Source organism: Streptomyces sp. CB02414 (assembly GCF_001905385.1).
GTDB lineage: Bacteria > Actinomycetota > Actinomycetes > Streptomycetales > Streptomycetaceae > Streptomyces.
Genome location: NZ_LIPF01000001.1, coordinates 414,401 through 436,164, shown reverse-complemented (window position 1 = coordinate 436,164; position 21,764 = coordinate 414,401). Strand labels below are relative to the sequence as shown.

Annotated in this window: 20 protein-coding genes; 10 read left to right on the top strand and 10 right to left on the bottom strand. The window is 72.6% G+C overall.

Going from position 1 to position 21,764, the window contains the following annotated elements:
• Nucleotides 1–9 precede the first annotated feature (9 nt).
• On the bottom strand, nucleotides 10–1,071 hold the full coding sequence (cobT, locus tag AMK11_RS02000) for a nicotinate-nucleotide--dimethylbenzimidazole phosphoribosyltransferase (protein WP_073722199.1): 1,062 nt from the start codon (nucleotides 1,069–1,071) through the stop codon (nucleotides 10–12).
• Between the two features lie 313 nt (nucleotides 1,072–1,384).
• Here cobT and AMK11_RS01995 point away from each other — a divergent pair, with 313 nt between their 5' ends.
• A complete protein-coding gene (locus tag AMK11_RS01995; RefSeq protein ID WP_241846879.1) occupies nucleotides 1,385–1,963 on the top strand; it encodes a class I SAM-dependent methyltransferase in 579 nt (192 codons plus the stop codon).
• Here AMK11_RS01995 and AMK11_RS01990 read toward each other — a convergent pair.
• Entirely contained in the window at nucleotides 1,952–3,151 is a 1,200-nt protein-coding gene (locus AMK11_RS01990; RefSeq protein WP_073722195.1) for a bifunctional adenosylcobinamide kinase/adenosylcobinamide-phosphate guanylyltransferase, read from the bottom strand. The genes AMK11_RS01995 and AMK11_RS01990 overlap by 12 nt on opposite strands.
• A gap of 172 nt (nucleotides 3,152–3,323) precedes the next feature.
• Here AMK11_RS01990 and AMK11_RS01985 point away from each other — a divergent pair, with 172 nt between their 5' ends.
• Nucleotides 3,324–3,554, top strand: a complete 231-nt coding sequence (locus AMK11_RS01985; RefSeq protein ID WP_073723860.1) for a hypothetical protein — start codon at nucleotides 3,324–3,326, stop codon at nucleotides 3,552–3,554.
• Nucleotides 3,555–3,591: 37 nt separating this feature from the next.
• Here the strand turns inward: AMK11_RS01985 and AMK11_RS01980 are convergent, their stop codons facing one another.
• The 3 genes from AMK11_RS01980 to AMK11_RS01970 all read right to left on the bottom strand — a co-directional run bounded on the left by AMK11_RS01980 (nucleotide 3,592) and on the right by AMK11_RS01970 (nucleotide 6,165).
• Nucleotides 3,592–4,668 carry a S1C family serine protease gene (locus tag AMK11_RS01980; RefSeq protein WP_073722193.1) on the bottom strand — a complete coding sequence of 359 codons (1,077 nt, stop codon included), beginning with the start codon at nucleotides 4,666–4,668 and terminating at the stop codon, nucleotides 3,592–3,594.
• 73 nt (nucleotides 4,669–4,741) lie between these two features.
• Nucleotides 4,742–5,443, bottom strand: coding sequence for a class I SAM-dependent methyltransferase (locus AMK11_RS01975; RefSeq protein ID WP_073722191.1), 702 nt, complete (start codon nucleotides 5,441–5,443; stop codon nucleotides 4,742–4,744).
• Between the two features lie 83 nt (nucleotides 5,444–5,526).
• Nucleotides 5,527–6,165: a DUF3043 domain-containing protein gene (locus AMK11_RS01970; protein ID WP_073723858.1), complete on the bottom strand. Its 639-nt coding sequence runs from the start codon at nucleotides 6,163–6,165 to the stop codon at nucleotides 5,527–5,529.
• 271 nt (nucleotides 6,166–6,436) lie between these two features.
• Here AMK11_RS01970 and AMK11_RS01965 point away from each other — a divergent pair, with 271 nt between their 5' ends.
• From AMK11_RS01965 to AMK11_RS01940, 6 genes are all read left to right on the top strand, one after another.
• Nucleotides 6,437–7,222, top strand: coding sequence for a PspA/IM30 family protein (locus tag AMK11_RS01965; protein WP_274535659.1), 786 nt, complete (start codon nucleotides 6,437–6,439; stop codon nucleotides 7,220–7,222).
• Nucleotides 7,223–7,242: 20 nt separating this feature from the next.
• On the top strand, nucleotides 7,243–7,527 hold the full coding sequence (pspAA, locus tag AMK11_RS01960) for a PspA-associated protein PspAA (protein ID WP_073722187.1): 285 nt from the start codon (nucleotides 7,243–7,245) through the stop codon (nucleotides 7,525–7,527).
• A gap of 104 nt (nucleotides 7,528–7,631) precedes the next feature.
• The gene (locus AMK11_RS01955) at nucleotides 7,632–8,873 is read left to right on the top strand and encodes a sensor histidine kinase (protein WP_073722185.1); all 1,242 of its coding nucleotides are present in this window, start codon (nucleotides 7,632–7,634) and stop codon (nucleotides 8,871–8,873) included.
• On the top strand, nucleotides 8,870–9,556 hold the full coding sequence (locus AMK11_RS01950; protein ID WP_073722183.1) for a response regulator: 687 nt from the start codon (nucleotides 8,870–8,872) through the stop codon (nucleotides 9,554–9,556). The genes AMK11_RS01955 and AMK11_RS01950 overlap by 4 nt, the downstream gene beginning before the upstream one ends.
• Before the next feature lie 156 nt (nucleotides 9,557–9,712).
• Nucleotides 9,713–12,826 carry an efflux RND transporter permease subunit gene (locus AMK11_RS01945; RefSeq protein WP_073722181.1) on the top strand — a complete coding sequence of 1,038 codons (3,114 nt, stop codon included), beginning with the start codon at nucleotides 9,713–9,715 and terminating at the stop codon, nucleotides 12,824–12,826.
• 87 nt (nucleotides 12,827–12,913) lie between these two features.
• Nucleotides 12,914–13,711 carry an SMI1/KNR4 family protein gene (locus AMK11_RS01940; protein WP_073722179.1) on the top strand — a complete coding sequence of 266 codons (798 nt, stop codon included), beginning with the start codon at nucleotides 12,914–12,916 and terminating at the stop codon, nucleotides 13,709–13,711.
• A 22-nt stretch (nucleotides 13,712–13,733) separates the two neighbouring features.
• Here AMK11_RS01940 and AMK11_RS01935 read toward each other — a convergent pair whose 3' ends face one another.
• Both AMK11_RS01935 and nadA read right to left on the bottom strand, forming a co-directional pair.
• On the bottom strand, nucleotides 13,734–15,248 hold the full coding sequence (locus AMK11_RS01935; RefSeq protein WP_073722177.1) for a DUF4246 domain-containing protein: 1,515 nt from the start codon (nucleotides 15,246–15,248) through the stop codon (nucleotides 13,734–13,736).
• A gap of 103 nt (nucleotides 15,249–15,351) precedes the next feature.
• The gene (gene nadA / locus AMK11_RS01930) at nucleotides 15,352–16,536 is read right to left on the bottom strand and encodes a quinolinate synthase NadA (RefSeq protein ID WP_073722175.1); all 1,185 of its coding nucleotides are present in this window, start codon (nucleotides 16,534–16,536) and stop codon (nucleotides 15,352–15,354) included.
• Between the two features lie 252 nt (nucleotides 16,537–16,788).
• Between nadA and AMK11_RS01920 the strand changes: the two genes are divergently transcribed.
• Complete coding sequence (locus AMK11_RS01920; protein ID WP_073722173.1) at nucleotides 16,789–17,145, top strand: iron-sulfur cluster assembly accessory protein; 357 nt, start codon at nucleotides 16,789–16,791, stop codon at nucleotides 17,143–17,145.
• A 92-nt stretch (nucleotides 17,146–17,237) separates the two neighbouring features.
• Here AMK11_RS01920 and AMK11_RS01915 read toward each other — a convergent pair whose 3' ends face one another.
• A complete protein-coding gene (locus tag AMK11_RS01915; protein WP_073722171.1) occupies nucleotides 17,238–18,749 on the bottom strand; it encodes a hypothetical protein in 1,512 nt (503 codons plus the stop codon).
• Nucleotides 18,750–18,819: 70 nt separating this feature from the next.
• Nucleotides 18,820–19,029: a hypothetical protein gene (locus tag AMK11_RS01910; RefSeq protein ID WP_073722169.1), complete on the bottom strand. Its 210-nt coding sequence runs from the start codon at nucleotides 19,027–19,029 to the stop codon at nucleotides 18,820–18,822.
• A 132-nt stretch (nucleotides 19,030–19,161) separates the two neighbouring features.
• On the opposite strand from AMK11_RS01910, the gene AMK11_RS01905 reads away from it, so the two are divergent.
• Nucleotides 19,162–20,136, top strand: a complete 975-nt coding sequence (locus tag AMK11_RS01905) for a carbohydrate kinase family protein (protein ID WP_073722167.1) — start codon at nucleotides 19,162–19,164, stop codon at nucleotides 20,134–20,136.
• Between the two features lie 85 nt (nucleotides 20,137–20,221).
• On the opposite strand, the gene AMK11_RS01900 is transcribed toward AMK11_RS01905, so the two are convergent.
• The gene (locus tag AMK11_RS01900; RefSeq protein WP_073722165.1) at nucleotides 20,222–21,604 is read right to left on the bottom strand and encodes a cysteine desulfurase/sulfurtransferase TusA family protein; all 1,383 of its coding nucleotides are present in this window, start codon (nucleotides 21,602–21,604) and stop codon (nucleotides 20,222–20,224) included.
• Nucleotides 21,605–21,764 lie beyond the last annotated feature (160 nt).

The following is a 21,764-nucleotide window of genomic DNA, read 5'->3' as shown; positions in this document are numbered from 1 at the left end:
GGTGCGCGGTTACTCGGCCTCCCCGTCGGAGACGACCGGCAGTTCTGCCGCCAGCGCCGCCGCGGCCTGCACCAGGGGAAGCGCCAGCAGGCCCCCCGCCCCCTCGCCCACCGTCACGCCCTGGGAGAGCAGCGGCTCCAGGGCCATCCGGTCCAGCGCCTTGGCCTGGCCCGGCTCCCCGCTGTCGTGCGCCGCCAGCCACCAGTCCGGCGCCCGGAAGGCGACCCGCTGCCCGACCAGCGCGCACGCGGCCGTCACCACGCCGTCCAGGATCACCGGCGTCTTCCGCACCGCGCTCTGCAGCAGGAAGCCCGTCATCGCGGCCAGGTCGGCCCCGCCCACCGTCGCGAGGAGCCGCAGCTGGTCCCCGAGGACCGGCCGCGCGCGGCGCAGTGCGTCGCGGATCGCCGCGCACTTGCGCATCCAGGCCAGGTCGTCGATGGGCAGCCCACCCCGCCCGGTGACGACCGACGCGTCGGTGCCGCACAGCGCGGCGACCAGCACGCCCGCCGCCGTGGTGCCGCCCACGCTCACGTCGCCCAGCACCACCAGGTCCGTACCGGAGTCGGCCTCCTCGTCGGCCACCGCCATCCCGGCCCGGAAGGCGGCCTCCGCCTCCTCCAGGGTCAGCGCGTCCTCGATGTCGATGCGTCCGCCCGCGCGTCGCACCCGGTGCGCCGAAACGTCGGCGGGCAGCGTCTGAGGGTCGCAGTCCAGGGACATGTCGACCACGCGCACCGGTACGCCGAGGCGACGGGCCAGTACGGACACGGGCCGGCCGCCCTCCAGCACCTCGCGCACCAGCTCGCCCGCACCGCCCGCGGGCCGTGCCGACACCCCCAGTTCGGCGACCTTGTGGTCACCGGCGAAGAGCACCACCCGGGGCTGTTCGACCGGCCGCACCGGCACGGCGGACCGCGCCGCGGCCAGCCACTCGCCCAGTTCGTCCAGGCGGCCCAGCGATCCGGGCGGCACGACCTGGCGCTCCCGGCGCGCCTCGGCGTCGCGGCGCACCCCACCGTCGGGGCGCTCGATCAGATCGGTGAAGTCGTCGAGATTCAGCGAGCTCATTCGCCGAACAGTACCGGCCTGGGTCGAACACGACGGCGGGCCCGTCCACACCGCGCCCGGGCGGCGTCGTTCCCCGCCCGACGACGATCACCTACGTAACGTTTTGCCTGGATTGTCGTTCGTTCTCTTCCACGCGCGTCGGGAGCCGCCCATGTCCGCACCGCCCGTCCCCTCGGCGCCGCCTCCCGTGCCCCCGGTTCCTCCCTTCCCCGGTTACGGGCCGCACCGTGCGGACTGCCCCTGGTGCGGGTCCCGGCGGCTGCGCTCCCGCCTGTTCGGTCAGGGTCCGCGGCGGGCCGCACCCGGTCGCTGCGTGCTCGAACGCTGTCTGGCGTGCGGGCACGGATTCCGCAATCCGCCGCTCGAGCCGGGGCTCGGGCACCCGGTCGTCCGGGCCGGCGTCCGCCTCCGGTACGGGGCGGCCGCCCGCGCGGTGTTCCGCCGCTGTCCGGAGCCCGAGAGCTGGCTGGACGTGGGCACCGGCGACGCCGGCTTCCCCCACGCCGCACGGGCCTGGTTCCCGTACACGTCATTCGACGGCCTGGACTCCACGCACCGGGTGCTGCGGGCCCGTGCCGTCGAACGGGTCGAGGAGGCGTTCGTCGGCAGGCTGACGGACCCGCACGTCCAGGCGCGGCTGCGGGGCCGCTATGACGTGGTGAGCCTCTTTCAGCAGCTGGAGCGGGTGCCCGACCCGCGTGCCGAACTGCGGGCCGCGCTGCACGTGCTGCGGCCCGGCGGTCATCTGCTCGTCGACGTGGCGGACCCGCGTCGGCTGCCCGTCCCCCCGGCGGCCCTGCGCCGTGAACTGGCCGGGCTGGGCTGCACGGTGCTCACCGGCGTGCGGAGCCGGCGCGTCATCGCGCGCAAGGGCGCCGTCTCAGCCGCGTAGGACGAGGGCCTGGCCCGCCACCACCAGCAGTACCTGCTCGCACTCGTGCGCGAGGGCGGCGTTCAGGCGGCCGAGTTCGTCCCGGTAGCGGCGGCCGGAGGCGGTGGCCGGGACGATGCCCGAGCCGACCTCGTTCGACACGGCGACGACCGTGCGGCGGGTGGTGCGCACCGCCTCCGTCAGGTCCCGTACCCGGTCGCGCAGGGCCCGTTCGCCGCCGTCGGCCCACTCCGCGTCGTCCCAGGCCCCCACGGCGTCCATCGCGTCCGTCAGCCACAGGGACAGACAGTCGATGAGGAGGGGCGCTCCGTCGTCCTTGAGGAGGGGAACCAGGTCGCAGGTCTCGACCGTGCGCCAGGAGCCGGGGCGCCGCTCGCGGTGCGCGCAGACCCGGGCCGCCCACTCCGTGTCCCCGTTGCGGGAGCCGCCCGTCGCGACGTACAGCACCTCCGGGAAGGACTCCAGCCGGCGCTCGGCCTCCACCGACTTGCCCGAGCGGGCGCCGCCCAGCACGAGGGTGCGGCGCGGTACGTCGGGTACGTCCTCGTAGGCGCCCACCACCAGCGTGGTGCCGTCCCGTACGGCCCGTGCCCCGGCCGCCGCGAGACGGCGGGCGAGTTCCCGGCCCGGCGGCACGTCGTGGTCCAGGTGGACGGCGACGACGTCCGTGGTCGCGCCGACCGCGCCCACCGCGCGCAGCCTCGCCAGGGCGTCCGGGCGGCCCACGACGTCCACGAGGACCATGTCGTACGGCTCGGCGGGCTCCTCCAGGCCCGCCGGAGCGCCGCCCGGCGGCAGGTAGAGCAGCCGCTGTCCGTCCGGGCCCGTCACGGCGTACCCGGTGCCCGGCGCGTCCATCGCCACCGCCCGCACCCGGTGCCCGGTCAGCAGCGCCAGCTCCCGGCCGTCCGGCACCCGGCCCGGCTGCGGCAGCCCGGCGGGCACCTCCAGCGCCGGACCGTCGTGCGGGTGCGACAGCAGCACCTGGCGTACGCCGGTCAGGGAGTGCCCGGCGCGTGCGGCGGCGAACGCGGCGCCCGGGGTGAGGTCGAGCAGCAGGGCCCCGTCCACCAGCAGCGCGGTCGCCGCGCGCGCGTTCTCGCCCTGGGCGGCGGCACAGGCCGCGCAGGGGCAGTCGGGGCGGGGCAGGCCCGCGGGGGCACCGGTGCCGAGCAGAGTCACGTCCACGCCTCGATTTTCCCCGGTGGGGCGGCGGGGTGCGCGCCCGAGGCCGCCTAAGGGGGCGGGGCCTGTCTTCCGGGCCCGCTACGACGCGGTCGGCTCAGCGCATAGGCTGCGGGCGGAGGCCGGACCAAGATCCGGCTTCCGCTCTGCATGTGCTCACATCTTGGAGGCGTACATGGCGGCATGGACGTGGCGGTTCGAGACGGCCGGCGGGACTGAGGTCCAGCCCGCGGTGCAGCCCGAGGAGTTCACCACGCAAGGGGACGCCGAGTCCTGGATCGGGGAGCACTGGAAGGAACTCCAGGAGGGCGGCACGGACCAGGTGCGGCTGTTCGAGGACTCCACGGAGATCTACGGGCCGATGAGCCTGCACGCCGAAGACGCCCAGGAGTCGGCGGAGGGCTGAGCGGTGGGGCGGGGCCCGGTCCGGCCGGCCCCGCCCCTCACTGCTCGCCCAGGGTCACCTCGGCGGTGCGCTCGTCGCCGTCGCGGGTGTACGTCACCTTCGTCCGGTCGCCCGGCTGCATCGACGCGAGCGCCTCGGCCAGCGAGGTGATCGTGGTGATGTCCGTGTCGCCCAGCCGGACGATGACGTCGCCGGGCCGCAGCCCCGCGTCGTCGGCGGCCCCGCCGTCGTTCACCTCGACGACGGCCACGCCCGCGGGCCGGTAGCCGTCGTCGACGACCGTACGGGCGGTGATGCCGAGCGCCGCGCGGCCCGAGTCGGTCACCCGGCCGTCCTCGATGATCTGGTCGGCGACCGTCTTCACCATCGACGACGGGATGGCGAACCCGATGCCGGGCGCCGCGCTGTCGCTCATGCCCGGGTCGGTCGCGGCCAGCGTCGGGATGCCGATCACCTCGCTGTCGAGGTTCACCAGGGCGCCGCCGCTGTTGCCGGGGTTGATGGCCGCCGACGTCTGCACCATGTTGCCGATCGTCGCGCCCGTGCCGCCGCCCTGGCGGCCCTCGGTGACGGTCCGTCCGACCGCCGACACGATGCCCTGCGTCACGCTGGAGGACAGCCCCAGCGGCGAGCCCATCGCCAGCACGATCTGCCCGACCGCCGCCTTCGAGGAGTCGCCGAAGCGGGCCGCTTTCATGCCCTCGGGCAGCCGGTCCAGCTTGATGACGGCGAGGTCCTGCTCGGGGTAGGAGGAGACCAGCTCGGCGGCGAGTGCCTCCTCGGTGCGGGCGGTCGTCACCCGGAAGGTCCTGTCGTCCCCGACGACGTGCGCGTTGGTGACGATGTGCCCCTTGTCGTCGTACACCACGCCGGAGCCCAGGGAGTCGCCCGCCTGGATCTGCACGACCGACGGGAGGACGTCCTCGATCACCCGCTGGTAGTCGGCCTGCAGGTCGTTGGCCGCGGTCTGCGCGGCGGCCTGCGCCGTGTCGCCCTCCTGCCCGCCGGGAGAGGCGGGGGCGGAGCCCGTGCAGCCGGTGACGAACAGCAACGCGCAGGCCAGTAGGGCGGCCGGGGCGAGCAGCCTGGGCGGGCGGGTGCGGGAAGCGTCCATGCCCCGAGTCTCGTCCCGCGACGGCGCCCCGGCTCCCGGAGGACACCCGAACGGGCGCCCCCGGCAACAGGCCCTAGCCCCGCACCCCGCACAGGTGCAGCAGCGCCGCGACGCCGCGGTACGGGTCGGTACGGCCCGCCCGCTCCTCCGCGGCCAGCAGCGTGTCCAGGTCGGACGGGGGTGTGGCGCCGTCGGGGGCCGTGTCCGTGAAGACCCGGACGCCGTACCAGGTGTGCAGCGGGGCGCCGATGCCGGCGAGCTTCGCCGTCAGTGTCGCCAGCCGGTCCGCGCGGACGTGCAGGCCGAGGCGGTTGGTGTACTCGACGGTGTCGAAGGCGGCCAGGGCGCCCGCCCAGTCGCCGTACAGGCCGGGGCGCAGCGCGAGCGCGTCGCCGTTGCGCACCAGGAGGGACAGCAGTCCGCCCGGGGCGAGCATCCGGGCCAGCCCCGCGAGCAGCGGGTCGGGCTCCTCGACGTACATGAGCACGCCGTGGCACAGCACCACGTCGAAGCTGCCGGGCAGGAAGTGGACGCCGGTGTCCCGGCCGTCGCCCTCGACGATCCGCATCCGCTCCCGGATGCCCTCCGGCTGCCCGGCCAGCGCGTCCCGTGCCGCGGCGATCATGGTCGCGTCCCGCTCCACGCCGGTCACCTGGTGCCCGGCCCGTGCCAGCCGCAGCGCCTGGGTGCCCTGGCCCATCCCGACGTCGAGGACCCGCAGCCGCTTGCCCACCGGGAAGCGGCCGACTATCTGCTCGTCGAGCTGCCGGGCCACCAGCTCCTGCCGTACGACGTCCCGCAGAGCCCCCAGCCTGTCCAGCCAGGCATCCGCCGCGTCCCCGGCGAACGGCGTCGTGCTCAGGGCCGCTCCCCGCGCTTGACCTGGGGCTTGGGCAGCCGGAGCCGGCGCATCTGGAGCGAGCGCATCAGCGCGTAGGCCACCGCGCCGCGCCTGCGGTCGTCGGGGAAGCGCTCGGCGAGGCGCTTCTTCAGCCGGAAGCCGGTGACGAGCGAGTCGAGCACGATCAGCACGATCACGACCAGCCACATCAGCAGCGCGGCGTTCTGCAGCGCGGGTACCCGGATCATGCTCAGCACGAGGATGATCACGGCCATCGGCAGGAAGTACTCCGCGATGTTGAACCGCGAGTCGATGAAGTCGCGCGCGAACTTGCGGACCGGGCCCTTGTCGCGGGCCGGCAGGTACCGCTCGTCGCCGCTGGCCAGCGCCTCGCGCTGCTTGGCCAGCGCGGTCCGGCGCTCCTCGCGCTGGCGCTTGGCGGCCTCCTTGCGCGTCATCGGCGTATTCGACACGCTGCGGCGCTGGGACTGGGCCACGCTGCGCTTGGGCGTCGGCCTGCCCTTGGGGGCCTGCGGGTCACGGGGCTGATTGGAGTCGGTCACCGGCGCGCTGACGGCGCTCTGGGCCTTCTCATCCTTGGCACGGCTACGGAACACAAAACCCAAGGGTACGGGGTACGGGGGTGTGGACCCCAGTCCGGTGGGGAACGATCCGGCAACGCCGGTCGTCTGTAAAGGGACAGAGGGGACGTTGCGTACCGCCCCGGACAGCGGGGCATTACGGACAACCCCGGGGAGCACCTACTCCCTACGCCGGACCGGAGGAGTACGCAGTCGTCCTTGGGGATGAGCGCATCCGTCCCCGAACAGTGCGGTAATGGATGCAGGGCCCGTACTGTGGGTTCTGTCGCAGGTGCTGGAGCTGGAGTCGGTCAGAAGGGGGCGCGCGAAGCCCATGAGCGGTGTCATGAAGCGTATGGGGATGATCTTCCGCGCGAAGGCCAACAAGGCCCTGGACCGGGCCGAGGACCCGCGCGAGACCCTCGATTACTCGTACCAGAAGCAGCTGGAGCTGCTGCAGAAGGTGCGCCGCGGCGTCGCCGACGTGGCGACCAGCCGCAAGCGGCTGGAGCTCCAGCTCAACCAGCTCCAGTCCCAGTCGTCGAAGCTGGAGGACCAGGGCCGCAAGGCGCTCGCGCTGGGCCGCGAGGACCTGGCCCGCGAGGCGCTCTCCCGCCGCGCGGCGCTCCAGCAGCAGGTGACCGACCTGGAGACCCAGCACGCCACCCTCCAGGGCGAGGAGGAGAAGCTCACCCTTGCGGCCCAGCGGCTCCAGGCCAAGGTGGACGCCTTCCGCACCAAGAAGGAGACCATCAAGGCCACCTACACCGCCGCCCAGGCGCAGACCCGCATCGGCGAGGCGTTCTCCGGCATCTCCGAGGAGATGGGCGACGTGGGCCTGGCCATCCAGCGCGCCGAGGACAAGACCGCCCAGCTCCAGGCCCGGGCCGGCGCCATCGACGAACTGCTCGCCTCCGGTGCCCTGGACGACCAGTCCGGCATGCACAAGGACGACATCCAGGCCGAGCTGGACCGGCTCTCCGGTGGTACGGATGTAGAGCTGGAGCTGCAGCGGATGAAGGCCGAGCTGGCCGGCGGCAGCACGTCCGACCGCCAGGCGCTCGAGGGAGGCCAGGGCCAGCAGCAGTCCCAGCAGCAGCCGCAGGACACCCCGCGCTTCGACAAGCAGTAGGCCACGCCTAGGAGGGCGACATGATCGTACGGATCATGGGGGAGGGACAGCTGACGCTGGCCGACGGCCGGCTCGCCGAGCTGAACAAGCTGGACGACGAACTCCAGGCCGAGATGGAGGGCGGCGACGGCCCCGGTTTCCGCGCGACCCTCCAGGCCCTCCTGGCCAAGGTGCGGGAGCTGGGGGAGCCCGTCCCGGACGACTTCCTGGAGCCGTCCGACCTCATCCTCCCGTCCCCGGACGCGACGCTGGAGGAGGTCCGGGAGCTGCTGAGCGACGACGGCCTCATTCCGGACGGTGGGTAGTTTCTCCGGGCGAAGCGGGGGCCCGGGGGCGCGGCCCCCAGCCGACGCCCACCGCACGCAGGCCCCCTCATAAGTCGCGCCCACTCCGGCTACCGTAAAAAACCATGCGCACCCTCGCCCGAGCCCGCTGCACCCTGGGCGCCCACCCCTCCGCACTGGACGCCGCCCTCGCGGCGGCCGTCCTGGTGTGCATGGTCGCCGGCTCCTTCGTGGACCCGCACGGGCCCGAGGGCGTCAGCTGGGCCCTGCGCACCCCCGACGCGCTCAGCCTCGCCCTCATGGCCGTCGGTGCCGCCGCGCTGGTCTTCCGGCGCCGGGCCCCACTGGTGGTCCTCGCGGTCACCGGCTGCGTCTCCGTGGTCGAGAGCGTCACCGGCGACCCCCGCGCCCCCGTCGTCATGTCCGCCGTCCTCGCCCTCTACACGGTCGCCGCCTCCACCGACCGCCCCACCACGTGGCGGGTCGGCCTGCTCACCATGACCATGCTGACCGGCGCCGCCATGCTGGCCGGACCGCTGCCCTGGTACGCGCAGGAGAACCTCGCCGTCTTCGCCTGGACCGGCATCGGTGCCAGCGCCGGGGACGCGGTCCGCAGCCGGCGTGCCTTCGTCCAGGCCATCCGGGACCGGGCCGAGAAGGCCGAGCGCACCCGGGAGGAGGAGGCCCGCCGCCGGGTCGCCGAGGAGCGGCTGCGCATCGCCCGCGACCTGCACGACGTGGTCGCCCACCACATCGCCCTGGTCAACGTGCAGGCCGGGGTCGCCGCGCACGTCATGGACAAGCGGCCCGACCAGGCCAAGGAGGCCCTGGCCCACGTACGGACGGCCAGCCGCTCCGCACTCGACGAGCTGCGCGCCACCGTCGGCCTGCTCCGCCAGTCCGGCGACCCGGAGGCCCCGACCGAGCCGGCCCCCGGTCTGGACCGCCTCGACGAACTCGTCGCCACCTTCCACCACGCCGGACTGCACGTGGAGGTGGCCCGCACCGACCAGGGCATCGACCTGCCCACCGCCGTGGACCTGGCCGCGTACCGCATCATCCAGGAGGCGCTGACCAACGTGCAGAAGCACGCGGGGACGCGGGCGAAGGCCGAGGTCAGCGTCGTGCGGGTGGGACCGAACATCGAGGTCACCGTGCTCGACGACGGGGCCGGCGGCAGTACCGCCGAGACCGCCGCGCCGACCGGTGGCGGGCACGGCCTGCTCGGCATGCGCGAGCGCGTCACCGCCGTGCGCGGCACCCTCACCACCGGTCCCCGGTACGGGGGCGGTTTCCGGGTCCATGCGATCCTTCCGGTCAAGAACCGCACCGACGCCGCCACCGATGCAGCAAAGGACCCCGCATGACGATCCGTGTCCTGCTCGCCGACGACCAGGCACTGCTGCGCAGCGCCTTCAGGGTGCTGGTCGACTCCGAGCCCGACATGGAGGTGGTGGGGGAGGCGTCCGACGGCGCGGAGGCGGCCCGGCTGGCCGCCGAACGGCGGGCCGACGTGGTGCTGATGGACATCCGGATGCCGGGCACGGACGGCCTGGCCGCCACCCGCATGATCAGCGCCGACCCCTCCCTCGCCCACGTCCGCGTGGTCATACTGACCACTTTCGAGGTCGACGACTACGTGGTGCAGTCGCTGCGCGCGGGCGCCTCCGGCTTCCTCGGCAAGGGCTCCGAACCCGACGAGCTGCTCAGCGCGATCCGGGTCGCGGCCGGCGGCGAGGCGCTGCTGTCCCCGACCGCCACCAAGGGACTGATCGCCCGCTTCCTCGCCCAGGAGGGCACCGGGGACGGCGCGGAACGCGACCCGGCCCGCGCCGAGCGGCTGGAGTCGCTGACCGTGCGCGAGCGCGAGGTGCTGGTCCAGGTCGCCGGGGGCCTGTCCAACGACGAGATCGCCGAGCGGCTGGAGGTCAGCCCGCTCACCGTGAAGACGCACGTGAACCGGGCGATGGCCAAACTGGGCGCCCGCGACCGCGCCCAGCTCGTCGTCATCGCCTACGAGTCAGGGCTGGTACGTCCAAGGGTGGAGTGACCCGGAGCCGGGCGTACTGCGGCCGGAGTAGGCGCGGGATAAGGAAATGGACCTGGGACCTAGGGAACCGGGGTCACCCATGGACCAGGGTGTTGGGGTGGGCGTACCGATGTGCCCCGTCCCCACCGCTCGGCCACAGAAGAGAGACCCTGATCCATGTCCTGGCTGTCGAGATTCAGCCTCGCGCAAAGGGCCCTGATAGGCCTGATGTCGATCGTCGCGCTCGTCTTCGGCGCGATCGCCATCCCCCAGCTCAAGCAGCAGCTGCTGCCCACCATCGAACTGCCCATGGTCTCCGTGCTCGCGCCGTACCAGGGCGCCTCGCCGGACGTGGTCGAGAAGCAGGTCGTCGAGCCGATCGAGGACAGCCTCGAAGCGGTCGACGGGATCTCCGGCATCACCGCGACGGCCAGTGAGGGCAACGCCGTCATCATGGCGTCCTTCGACTACGGCAACGGCACCCAGCAGCTCGTCGCCGACGTCCAGCAGGCCGTCAACCGGGCCCGCGCCCAGCTCCCGGACGACGTGGACCCGCAGGTCGTCTCCGGCTCGACGGACGACATCCCGACCGTCGTCCTCGCCGTCACCTCGGACAAGGACCAGCAGGCCCTGGCCGACCAGCTCGACAAGACGGTCGTCACCGAACTGAAGGACATCGACGGCGTCGCCCAGGTGATGGTCGACGGCGTCCGCGACGTCCAGGTCACCGTCACCCCGGACCCGGCGAAGCTCGCCAGGGCCGGCGTCACCCCGCAGGCCCTCGCCCAGTCCCTCCAGGCCGGCGGCGCGACCGTCCCGGCGGGCTCCTTCGACGAGGCCGGCGCCAACCGCACCGTGCAGGTCGGGGGCGGCTACACATCGCTGAAGCAGATCCAGGACCTCATGGTCACCGGCGAGGGCGTCGACAAGCCCGTCCGTCTCGCCGACGTCGCCACCGTCGAGGAGGAGGAGGCCAAGGCCGACTCCCTCACCCGCACCAACGGCGAGCCGAGCCTGGCCGTCGCCGTCACCATGGACCACGACGGCAGCGCGGTCGCCATCTCCGACGCCGTCGAGGACAAGCTGCCCGAACTGCGCGAGCAGCTCGGTTCCGGCGCGACGCTCACCGTCGTCAGCGATCAGGGCCCGGCGGTCTCCAAGGCCATCGAGGGCCTGACCACCGAGGGCGCCCTCGGTCTGGTCTTCGCCGTCGTGATCATCCTGGTCTTCCTGGCGTCCATCCGCTCCACCCTGGTCACCGCGGTCTCCATCCCGCTGTCGGTGGTGCTGGCGCTGATCGTGCTGTGGACGCGCGACCTGTCGCTGAACATGCTGACCCTGGGCGCGCTCACCATCGCCATCGGCCGGGTCGTCGACGACTCGATCGTGGTCCTGGAGAACGTCAAGCGGCACCTCGGCTACGGCGAGGAGCGCCAGGAGGCCATCCTCAAGGCCGTCCGCGAGGTCGCCGGCGCGGTCACCTCCTCGACGCTCACCACGGTCGCCGTCTTCCTGCCGATCGGTCTGGTCGGCGGCATGGTCGGCGAGCTGTTCGGCTCCTTCAGCCTGACCGTCACCGCGGCGCTGCTGGCCTCCCTGCTGGTGTCGCTCACGGTCGTCCCGGTGCTGTCGTACTGGTTCCTGCGCCCGCCGAAGGGCACCCCCGAGGACGCGGTCGAGGCCCGCCGCCTGGCCGAGGAGAAGGAGGCCAGGAGCCGCCTCCAGCGCTTCTACGTCCCCGTCCTGCGCTTCGCCACCCGCCGCCGCGTCACCAGCCTGGCCATCGCGGTCGTCGTGCTGCTCGGCACGTTCGGCATGGCGCCGCTGCTGAAGACCAACTTCTTCGACCAGGGCGAGCAGAAGGTCCTCAGCATCAAGCAGGAGCTGGAGCCCGGCACCAGCCTGGGCGCGACGAACGCGCAGGCCGAGAAGGTCGAGAAGCTGCTCGGCGACACCGAGGGCGTCAAGGACTTCCAGGTCACCATCGGCTCGTCCGGCTTCATGGCCGCCTTCGGCGGCGGCACGGACACCAATCAGGCCTCGTACCAGATCATGCTGGAGGACTCGGCCGACGCCGAGGACGTCCAGGACCACCTCGAGGACGGGCTCGCGAAGCTCGACGGCATCGGCACCACCACCGTCGCCGCCGGTGACGGCTTCGCCTCCCAGGACCTGAGCGTCGTCGTGAAGGCCGCCGACGCGGACGTGCTGCGCGAGGCGTCCGAGGAGGTCCGCAAGACCGTCGCCGGGCTCGACGACGTCACCGACGTCACCAGCGACCTGGCGCAGAGCGTGCCGCGCATCTCGGTCAAGGCCAACGCGCGTGCCGCCGAGGCCGGCTTCAACGACCAGACGCTCGGCGCGGCCGTCGCCCAGGCGGTGCGCGGCACCCCGGCCGCCAAGGCGACGCTGGACGACACCGAGCGCGACGTCGTCATCCGCTCCGCTCAGCCGGCCACGACGATGGCCGAGCTGAAGGCCCTGAACCTCGGCCCGGTCAAGCTGGGTGACATCGCCACGGTGCAGCTCGTGGACGGCCCGGTCTCGATGACCCGCATCGACGGGCAGCGCGCGGCGACCATCACCGCCAAGCCGACCGGCGACAACACCGGCGCGGTGGGCACGGAACTCCAGTCGAGGATCAACGGGCTGGACCTGCCGGCCGGCGCCACGGCCGAGATCGGCGGCGTCACCGCCGACCAGGACGAGGCGTTCGTCAACCTGGGCCTGGCCATGCTCGCGGCGATCGCGATCGTGTTCATGCTGCTGGTCGGCACCTTCCGGTCGCTGGCCCAGCCGCTGATCCTGCTGGTGTCCGTCCCGTTCGCGGCGACCGGCGCGATCGGCCTGCTGCTCGCCACCGGCACCCCGATGGGCGTCCCGGCGATGATCGGCATGCTGATGCTGATCGGCATCGTGGTCACCAACGCGATCGTGCTGATCGACCTGATCAACCAGTACCGGAGGCAGGGCTACGGCGTCGTGGAGGCCGTGATCGAGGGTGGCCGGCACCGCCTGCGCCCGATCCTCATGACGGCGATGGCGACGATCTTCGCCCTCCTCCCGATGGCGCTGGGCGTCACCGGCGAGGGCGGCTTCATCGCCCAGCCGCTCGCGGTGGTGGTGATCGGCGGTCTGATCACCTCGACGCTGCTGACGCTGCTCCTCGTCCCGACGCTCTACGCGATGCTGGAGCTCCGCAAGGAGCGGCGCGCGAAGAAGCGGGCGGCGAAGAAGGGCCTGCCCGAGCAGCCGAAGCCCTCGGAGGAACCGGAGCCGGCCCAGGTCTGACACCCGCCGGTACGGCCAAGGGGCGCTCCCGTGGATTCACCGCGGGGGCGCCCCGTTTTGTCAGTGCCGTGCGCTTCACTGATGGCCATGGAGCTCACGCAAGCGACCGTCAACGACCTGCTGACCCGGCTCGGCCCGGGGCCCAGGCATCTCCGCCTGCCGGATGAACTCGACCCGCAGGACCTGACCGACCTCCTCGGCGACCGGTTCGGCGCCCCGCGCACCCTCGTCCTCGACGGCCGCGCCGATCCGGCCGCCGACGAGTCGTCGGGCGCGGGACTCCTCGTCCCCTTCGACGGCCGGGCGGTGACGATACGGGCGTGGGCGTACGGCGACCAGTGGGTCGGCGCGGGTACGGCGCGGGACGCCGAGGGGGTCGAGCGACCGGTGCTGGCGGTCGCCCGCCGACGGGTGCCGCAGCCCCTGGCCGTCGCTCCGGGCGAGGACGTCGACTGGGTGGAGCGGCTGGTGGCGATCACCGGCTGGGCCCGGCCCGCCCGGTGGCCGGACACCGACTGGACGGAGACCGAGTCACGCCGGGGCACCGCGCTTCCGGCCGACTACAAGCGCATGGTCGAGACGTTCGGCGACGGTGCCTTCGACGGATATCTGGACCTCTACCAGGAGCCGTGGGCGGACCGCGAGGACGCCGGCCTGATCGTCTGGGCGGGCACCGAGCACGAGGACCAGTACGGCTGGAGGGCCGACGGCGACGACCCCGACCGCTGGCCCGTCCTGGTCCGGTCCTTCGACGGCGAGGACCTCGTCTTCGACTGCGGGGCCGCGGAGTTCGTCTGCCGCGTCCTCGTCGACCCCCACCACCCGTACACGATGGCCCGCTATTTCGACACCCACTGGTTCATGAACTACCGGGACGCCGGCTGACCGGACCCCGCCGTGCGGCTCCTCAGTGCTCGCAGAGGGAGAACTCCCGCTCGTAGAGCTGCTCGTTGTGCTCGTCGACGAAGAACTTGCGCTCCCGCATCAGCTCTTCGCGGTGGCCCTTGGCCTCTTCGAGCGTCATGGTCGAGGTGTCGGCCCAGGGCTGCTGCGGCGGCACGTCGGAGGTCGAGACGATCCGCTCCGACGGGTCGATCAGGAAGAACGCGAGGATCTTGCGGTGGCCCGGGCGTGTGGCGTCCGCGAGGCGGAACTCACCGACGCGGTGCTGCAGGACGTTCGGGAACGCCAGGCAACGGCCCGCCGGGGTCGAGGCCGACCCCAGCACCTGGTTCAGCGCGTCCTCGTTCTCCAGGCCGTAGACCTCGCGCATGCCGTTGTCGTCGCTCTGCTCGTAGTGCGGGTCGTCGAGTGCCGTCCGGAAGCTCAGCCGGCTCTCGGTGATGTTCTCGCTGTCCCAGTAGTAGATGCCGGTCGAGACGATCCGCTCGTTCAGCATGCCCTCGACGTGCCAGGAGCCGCCGGCGTACTCGGGCCGGTCCGGGGTGAGGTGGATGGTGGCGAGCTTGACGACGACCTGGAGCCGGCGGCCGCGCAGGTCGACGCGCGCGGTGTCGTCGGGCGCCTCGGGCGCGGTGAACTCCGGGGCGTCCGGGACCGTCGGCCGGCGGTTCTCCCACCAGTCGTCGCTGGCCTCCTCCCAGGCCTGCATGGCCTCTTCGTAGGCCGCCTCGTCGCTGAAGGAGTCCTCGTCGGGTTCCTCCGGCTCCTGCGACTCGTCGTACCACCCGTAGGGGTCGGCCTCGATCCGCAGGGGACGCGGATGGCGCAGGTCGGTGAGTACGTTCTCCAGCAGCGGGCGCATGCGCGCGAACAGGTCGGGCAGGACGGACGCCAGTTCGCGATGGTCCTCGGGGTGGACGTTGTTGACGTACGAACGGAAGCTGACGTCGCCGTCGTCGCTGACGTCCACGTCCGTGGGCAGCCACTGGAACTTCTCCGAGAACTCGTACTTCGAGTAGCGGTCCGTCGGGTTCCGCCAGGCCCGCTCGGGCCCGCCGCTCACCTCCCGCACCAGGCAGAACAGGGAGGGGTGGACCAGGTCCAGTACCTGGCCGTCGGACCCGGGATGCCAGTCCCGCTCCTCCTCGGGGGCCTCCTCCAGGACCCGGACCGCCTCGGCCAGCCGGGAGCGGAGCCTGTCGTCGATCAGTGTGTCCGACTGCCACACCCCGTCGACGGCGGACACCTCGACGCCGGTCGGTGCGTCCCGCAGCGCGGCGTAGTGCGCGAGTTCGGCGAGCACGTAACGGACCTGCGCCTCGGTCAGGCCCTGGGCCGCCGCTTCCCTCGCCCACCTGGCGACGATGTCGGGGTCGTTCATCTTGTCGAACCACCCCGGCTTCGACCGGATGTGGGCGCTGCACCGGATCATCTCGAGTTCCCGGAGCGTCCGGGGTTTCGCGGACGCTATGGAGCGGGTCGAGTTGAAGGGCAGGGGGAAAGCGGGCAGGCCGGTCAATGCTCTGAGTCCTCGTCAGTCGGTGTGCGGGCGGCGGGAAGCCTACGGCAGCGCACTGACACCGCGACCGTGGGCTTCCGCCCGCCCGCCCGGACCGACCCGGTTACGGCAGCGCCAGCATCCGCTCCAGCGCCAGCTTCGCGAACGCCTCCGTCTCCTTGTCCACCTCGATGCGGTTGACGAGGGTGCCCTCGGCCAGCGACTCCAGCGCCCAGACCAGGTGCGGGAGGTCGATGCGGTTCATCGTCGAGCAGAAGCAGACCGTCTTGTCGAGGAAGACGATCTCCTTGTCCTCCGCGGCGAAACGGTTCGCCAGTCGGCGGACGAGGTTCAGCTCGGTGCCGATGGCCCACTTGGAACCGGCCGGGGCCGCCTCCAGGGCCTTGATGATGTACTCGGTCGAGCCGACGTAGTCCGCCGCCGCGACGACCTCGTGCTTGCACTCGGGGTGCACCAGGACGTTCACGCCCGGTATGCGCGCACGCACGTCGTTGACCGAGTCGAGGCTGAAGCGGCCGTGCACCGAGCAGTGCCCGCGCCACAGGATCATCTTCGCGCCGCGCAGCTCCTCCGCCGTCAGCCCGCCGTTCGGCCGGTGCGGGTTGTAGACGACGCAGTCCTCCAGCGTCATGCCCATGTCCCGCACCGCGGTGTTGCGGCCCAGGTGCTGGTCGGGCAGGAAGAGCACCTTCTCGCCCTGCTCGAAGGCCCAGTCCAGGGCGCGCTTGGCGTTGGACGAGGTGCAGATGGTGCCGCCGTGCTTGCCGGTGAACGCCTTGATGTCCGCGGAGGAGTTCATGTACGAGACGGGCACGACCTGCTCGGCGATCCCGGCCTCGGTCAGCACGTCCCAGCACTCGGCGACCTGCTCGGCCGTCGCCATGTCCGCCATGGAGCAGCCGGCCGCCAGGTCGGGCAGGACCACCTTCTGGTCGTCCGAGGTCAGGATGTCGGCCGACTCCGCCATGAAGTGCACACCGCAGAAGACGATGTACTCGGCCTCCGGGCGCGCGGCCGCGTCCCGGGCCAGCTTGAAGGAGTCACCCGTGACGTCGGCGAACTGGATGACCTCGTCGCGCTGGTAGTGGTGACCGAGCACGAAGACCTTGTCCCCGAGCTTCTCCTTGGCCGCGCGGGCACGCGCCACCAGGTCCGGGTCGGAGGGCGAGGGCAGGTCGCCGGGGCAGTCCACGCCGCGCTCGCTCGTCGGGTCGGCCTCGCGGCCGAGCAGCAGCAGGGCGAGGGGCGTCGGCTGTACGTCGAGCTCCTGGGTTTGGGCGGTGGTCACGACACGCACCCTTTCTACTTTTCGTCGAACTGACGCTATATATCATAACCCGTTCACGTCACTTTGACGATGCCCATTGTGTCGGTGTGACGTGAATCCCGGCGCCCGAGCCGCTGACCGCTCCCCGGGGCGTGTGCGAGCATGAAGGGACGAGCCGAGGAGAAAGACACGGCCCCGGCCCGGAATGAATACGCGGCCCCGTCGGTTGGAACCGTCGGCAAGCAGTCTCCGTACAACCCGGGAGAGATGTAGATGTCCGTATCGGACGAGTCCACCACCGTCACCGACGGCATCATCGTGACCGACGCCGCCGCGGCCAAGGTCAAGGCGCTGCTCGACCAGGAAGGCCGTGACGACCTGGCGCTGCGCGTCGCCGTCCAGCCCGGCGGCTGCTCCGGCCTGCGCTACCAGCTCTTCTTCGACGAGCGCTCGCTCGACGGCGACGTGGTGAAGGACTTCGGCGGCGTCAAGGTCACCACCGACCGCATGAGCGCCCCGTACCTGGGCGGCGCCACCATCGACTTCGTGGACACGATCGAGAAGCAGGGCTTCACGATCGACAACCCGAACGCGACGGGCTCCTGCGCCTGCGGCGACTCCTTCAGCTGAGCCGCGCGGCGCCGGCCGACGGCGTACGAGGCGTACGAAGAGGGCGGCGGCCCGGGACACCCCGGGCCGCCGCCCTCTTCACCTCTCCGGCCTCACCGGCCCCCGGACGGCGCCGGCAGCCGTGCGCCCGGCTTGTGCACCGGGATCTCCTCGCCGTCCGACCCCACGACCTTCCGGTCGCCCAGCGGCTCGTCGAGCGGCACCGTCCGCTCGTACTCCTTGGCGATCAGGATGCAGACCTTCTCCGGGTGCGGTGTCTCCGTCACGGTGACCGTCACCTTCCCCTCGCTCTCCTTGGCCGTCGCCTCGTAGTCGGAGCAGACCCCGCCCGTGAAGTGCACGGTCAGCTCCCCGTCCGCGGCCGTGTAGCCCCGCACCTCCACGTCCCGCTGCTCACCGCCCGGCGCCGAGGACGGCTCGTCGGACGGGGCGGGGGCCGCGTTGGTCAGGTACTTGGGGTCGACCGCCGGGTAGGTGACCGTGACGGCGTCGTCCGCACCCGGCGCCTTGACCTCGAAGAGCCAGGACGGCACCAGCGTCTGCCGCCCCTCGACCGGGTGCGCGGCCAGCCCGAACACCGCCTCCTCGACCGTCACCGCCTGCTTCTCCGGCTTCCCGGGCGTGCCCGTCGGCAGCTCGCAGGGCGTGTCCGCGCCGTCCGCGTGCGGTACGGGGCTCGCGCAGCCCCCGATGCCGGGAGCGCTGCCCGGCGCGTTCAGCAGCGCCAGCGTCTCCTCGGCACCCAGGACGGGGTACGTGTCCCCCTTGACCGGCTCCTTCACCTGCCCACTGCCGCCGACCACGTCGCCCCGCGCCCCGACGACCACACCGGTCGTCCAGCCGTACGTGGGCAGCCCGCCGACCTCGGGTTCGGCGTTCACGGCCCGCCGGGCACCCATGACCTGGCCGGCGTCCAGCTTGGCGTCGTCCTGGCCCAGCGCCTTCAGCACCGGCGCCGCCGCCTTCCTCGCCGCCGCCTCGCTCACCGGGTCGCCCGCCCCGTCGGCGGACGGGGCCTTGCACACGGCGCCCTTCTTGCAGTTGTCCGTGCCCGGTGTGTAGCGGTGGAAGGTCCAGGTGCCCGGGGCCTGCCTGCTCACCGTGAGCAGCGGCCCGGAACCGTCCCCGGCGTTGCCGGCCTTCCACGCGTCGCCCTGCACCCGCGGCGCCCCCTCGACGCCGAGCGCCTTCGCCAGGCGGGCCACCTCCTCCTCGGTGACCTCGCCCTCGGCCCGGTAGACGGGCGCCGAGCCGGGTCCTTCGGGGAGCGGACCGTCGGCGCGGTAGGTGACGCCGTACGGGTTCGGCTCACCGGGCGCGATGCCGTTCGTACCGTCCTGGCCGCCCGGGGAAGCCGCGCCGTAGCCGTCCAGGGCGAGGGGCGGGGGAGTGTCGTCGCCCGACGCGCCCGACGACGTGCCGCCACCGTCCTGACCTCCCCCGGACGCGGACGTCGCCAGGTACGCCCCGCCGGTCCCGACCAACAGCACGGCGGCGGCGACGGACGCGACGGCGAGGGCCGGGGGCCGCCGCCGCGCGGGACGCCCGGTGCCGGCCTCGTCGGCGGCGGTGGCGTCGTCGTTGTCGGGTCGCTCGGTGTTCACCGCATCGCTCCTTCGGCTGTTACTGGGGACAGCGATGGGACGCGGTGGAGGAGGATCCGGTTCCCGGTCCTCAGTCGCCGTAGTCGGACATCGCGTCCAGCAGCCTGGCCGACGTCCGCGGCACCCGCACGCCGTGGATCAGCGAGAGGGGGACCGGACGGGTGGACACCTCGACCGGAGCCTCCCAGCGCGGGGCCATCCGGGCGCAGTCACCGCGCAGCGACGCCAGGTCGCCGTCCAGGTCGGCCGGGGCGGGGTCGGCGGTCCTCAGGTTCGTCATAAGAGAACCGTAGGCACGTCCGGGACCGCGGAGAAAGTTGTACTACCGGGTAGTTTCGCCTGCTTCGGCCAGACGGCAGTCCCGGGTAGCGTGAACTGTCAACCCGCCTCCCCTCAGGAGAGAGTCCACGCCGTGCGCATCGCAGTCACCGGCTCCATCGCCACCGACCACCTCATGACCTTCCCCGGCCGATTCTCCGACCAGCTCGTCGCGGACCAGTTGCACACGGTCTCGCTCTCCTTCCTGGTCGACCAGCTCGACGTGCGCCGAGGCGGCGTCGCCGCGAACATCGCCTTCGGCATGGGCCAGCTCGGCACCCGGCCGATCCTGGTCGGCGCGGCCGGCTCCGACTTCGCCGAGTACCGGGCCTGGCTGGACCGGCACGGCGTCGACACCGGCTCGGTCCGCATCTCCGAGACCCTGCACACCGCCCGCTTCGTCTGCACCACCGACGCCGACCACAACCAGATCGGCTCCTTCTACACCGGTGCGATGAGCGAGGCCCGCCTGATCGAGCTCAAGACCGTCGCCGACCGCGTGGGCGGCCTGGACCTGGTCTCCATCGGCGCCGACGACCCCGAGGCGATGCTCCGGCACACCGAGGAGTGCAGGACGCGGTCCATCCCCTTCGCCGCGGACTTCTCCCAGCAGATCGCCCGGATGAACGGCGACGAGATCCGGATACTGCTGGACGGCGCGACCTACCTCTTCTCCAACGAGTACGAGAAGGGGCTCATCGAGACCAAGACCGGCTGGACGGACGAGGAGATCCTCGCCCGCGTCGGCCACCGCGTCACCACCCTCGGCGCGCGGGGCGTGCGGATCGAGCGGGTCGGCGAGCCGACCATCGAGGTCGGCGTCCCCGACGAGGAGCGCAAGGCCGACCCCACGGGCGTCGGCGACGCCTTCCGGGCGGGGTTCATGTCCGGACTGGCGTGGGGCGTCTCGCTGGAGCGGGCCGCGCAGGTGGGCTGCATGCTGGCGACTCTCGTCATCGAGACGGTGGGGACGCAGGAGTACCAGTTGCGGCGCGGGCACTTCATGGAGCGGTTCACGAAGGCGTACGGGGATGAGGCGGCCGGGGAGGTTCAGGCGCACCTGGGCTGAGTCGTCGGGTGCGGGTGCGTGGGGGCTGGTCGCGCCCACGCGGCGGAGCCGCAAATCGACACAGCCCCGCGCCCCGTGAGGCGCGTCAGCTGACCCGGCGGACCAAGTAGGCCGTGCCCTGAGCCGCCGGCTCCTCTCCCCGGTACTCCTGCCCCCGCATCTCGCACCAGGCCGGGATGTCCAGGCGGGCCGCCTCGTCGTCGGAGAGGACGCGGACCGTGGCGCCGACGGGGACGTCGCCGATGACCTTGGCGAGTTCGATCACCGGAATGGGGCAGCGCCGGCCGATCGCGTCCACGACGAGGTCGCCCCCGGTCCGCGGGGCGGCCTCCGTGGCCGCCGGCGCCCCCAGCTTCTCCCGCACGGCGGCCACCGTGCCCGGCAGCACCTCCAGGAACCGCTCGACGTCCTCGGCCGGTGTCCCCGGCGGCAGGGACACCCGGACGTTGCCCTCGCTGAGTACTCCCATGGCCTTCAGGACGTGGCTCGGCGCCAGGGTGCTGCTGGTGCAGGACGACCCGGAGGAGACCGAGAAGCCCGCACGGTCGAGCTCGTGCAACAGGGTCTCCCCGTCGACATAGAGACAGGAGAAGGTGACCACGCCGGGCAGCCGGCGCTCCGGATCGCCGACCACCTCCACGTCCGGCACCAGACCCGGCACCCGGGCCCGGATCCGCTCCGTCAGTTCCCGCAGCCGGACCGCCTCCGCGGCCGCCTCGGCGCGCACCGCCCGCAGCGACGCCGCCGCGGCCACGATCGCCGGCAGGTTCTCGAAACCGGGCGCCCGCCCCGACTCCCGCTCGTCCCCGGGCCCTTGCGGCGCGAACCGCACCCCCTTCCGTACGACGAGCAGCCCGACCCCGGACGGCCCGCCCCACTTGTGCGCGCTGCCCGCGAGCAGCGACCAGTCACCCGCGACCTTCCCCCACCCCAGCGACTGCGCCGCGTCCACCAGCAGCGGTACGCCCGCCGCCCGGCACGCCTCGGCCACCTCCGCCACCGGCTGCTCGGTGCCCACCTCGTGGTTGGCCGACTGGAGGCAGGCCAGCGCGGTGCCGTCGCGCAGGGCGTCCGCGTACACCGCCGGGTCCACGGCGCCCGTCCGGTCCACGGGAACCCGGGTGACCGACCCGCCGCCGGCCTCGTGCGCCTCGGCCGCGTGCAGTACGGAGGAGTGTTCGACCGCTGACACGATCAGGTGAGACCCGGTACGACGCCGCCCGGCCAGCGCCCCGGCCACCCCCGAATGGACCGCCCGCGTCCCCGAAGGGGTGAACACCAACTCGTCCGCCCGGCACCCCACGGCCTCCGCGGCCGCCTCCCGGGCAGCGTCGAGCAGCATCCGCGCCCGCCGCCCTTCCCGGTACAGCCGCGCGGGATCGGCCCACCCTTCATCGAGCGAGGCCAACAGCGCCTGCCGGGCGACAGGGTGAAGGGGAGTGGCGGAGGCTGCATCGAAGTAGGACACGCAGTAACGCTAAAACGTCCGGCAAGGAATCGCCCCCAAGGGGCGCGGGGAACTGCGCGACCAGCCACAACGAACCGTCAGCCGCCGCCGAACCCCCAGCTCGCACCCCCCGTAGGCGCCCCGTCCCACCCTTTCAGGGTGCCCCCCGGCGCGTATGCCA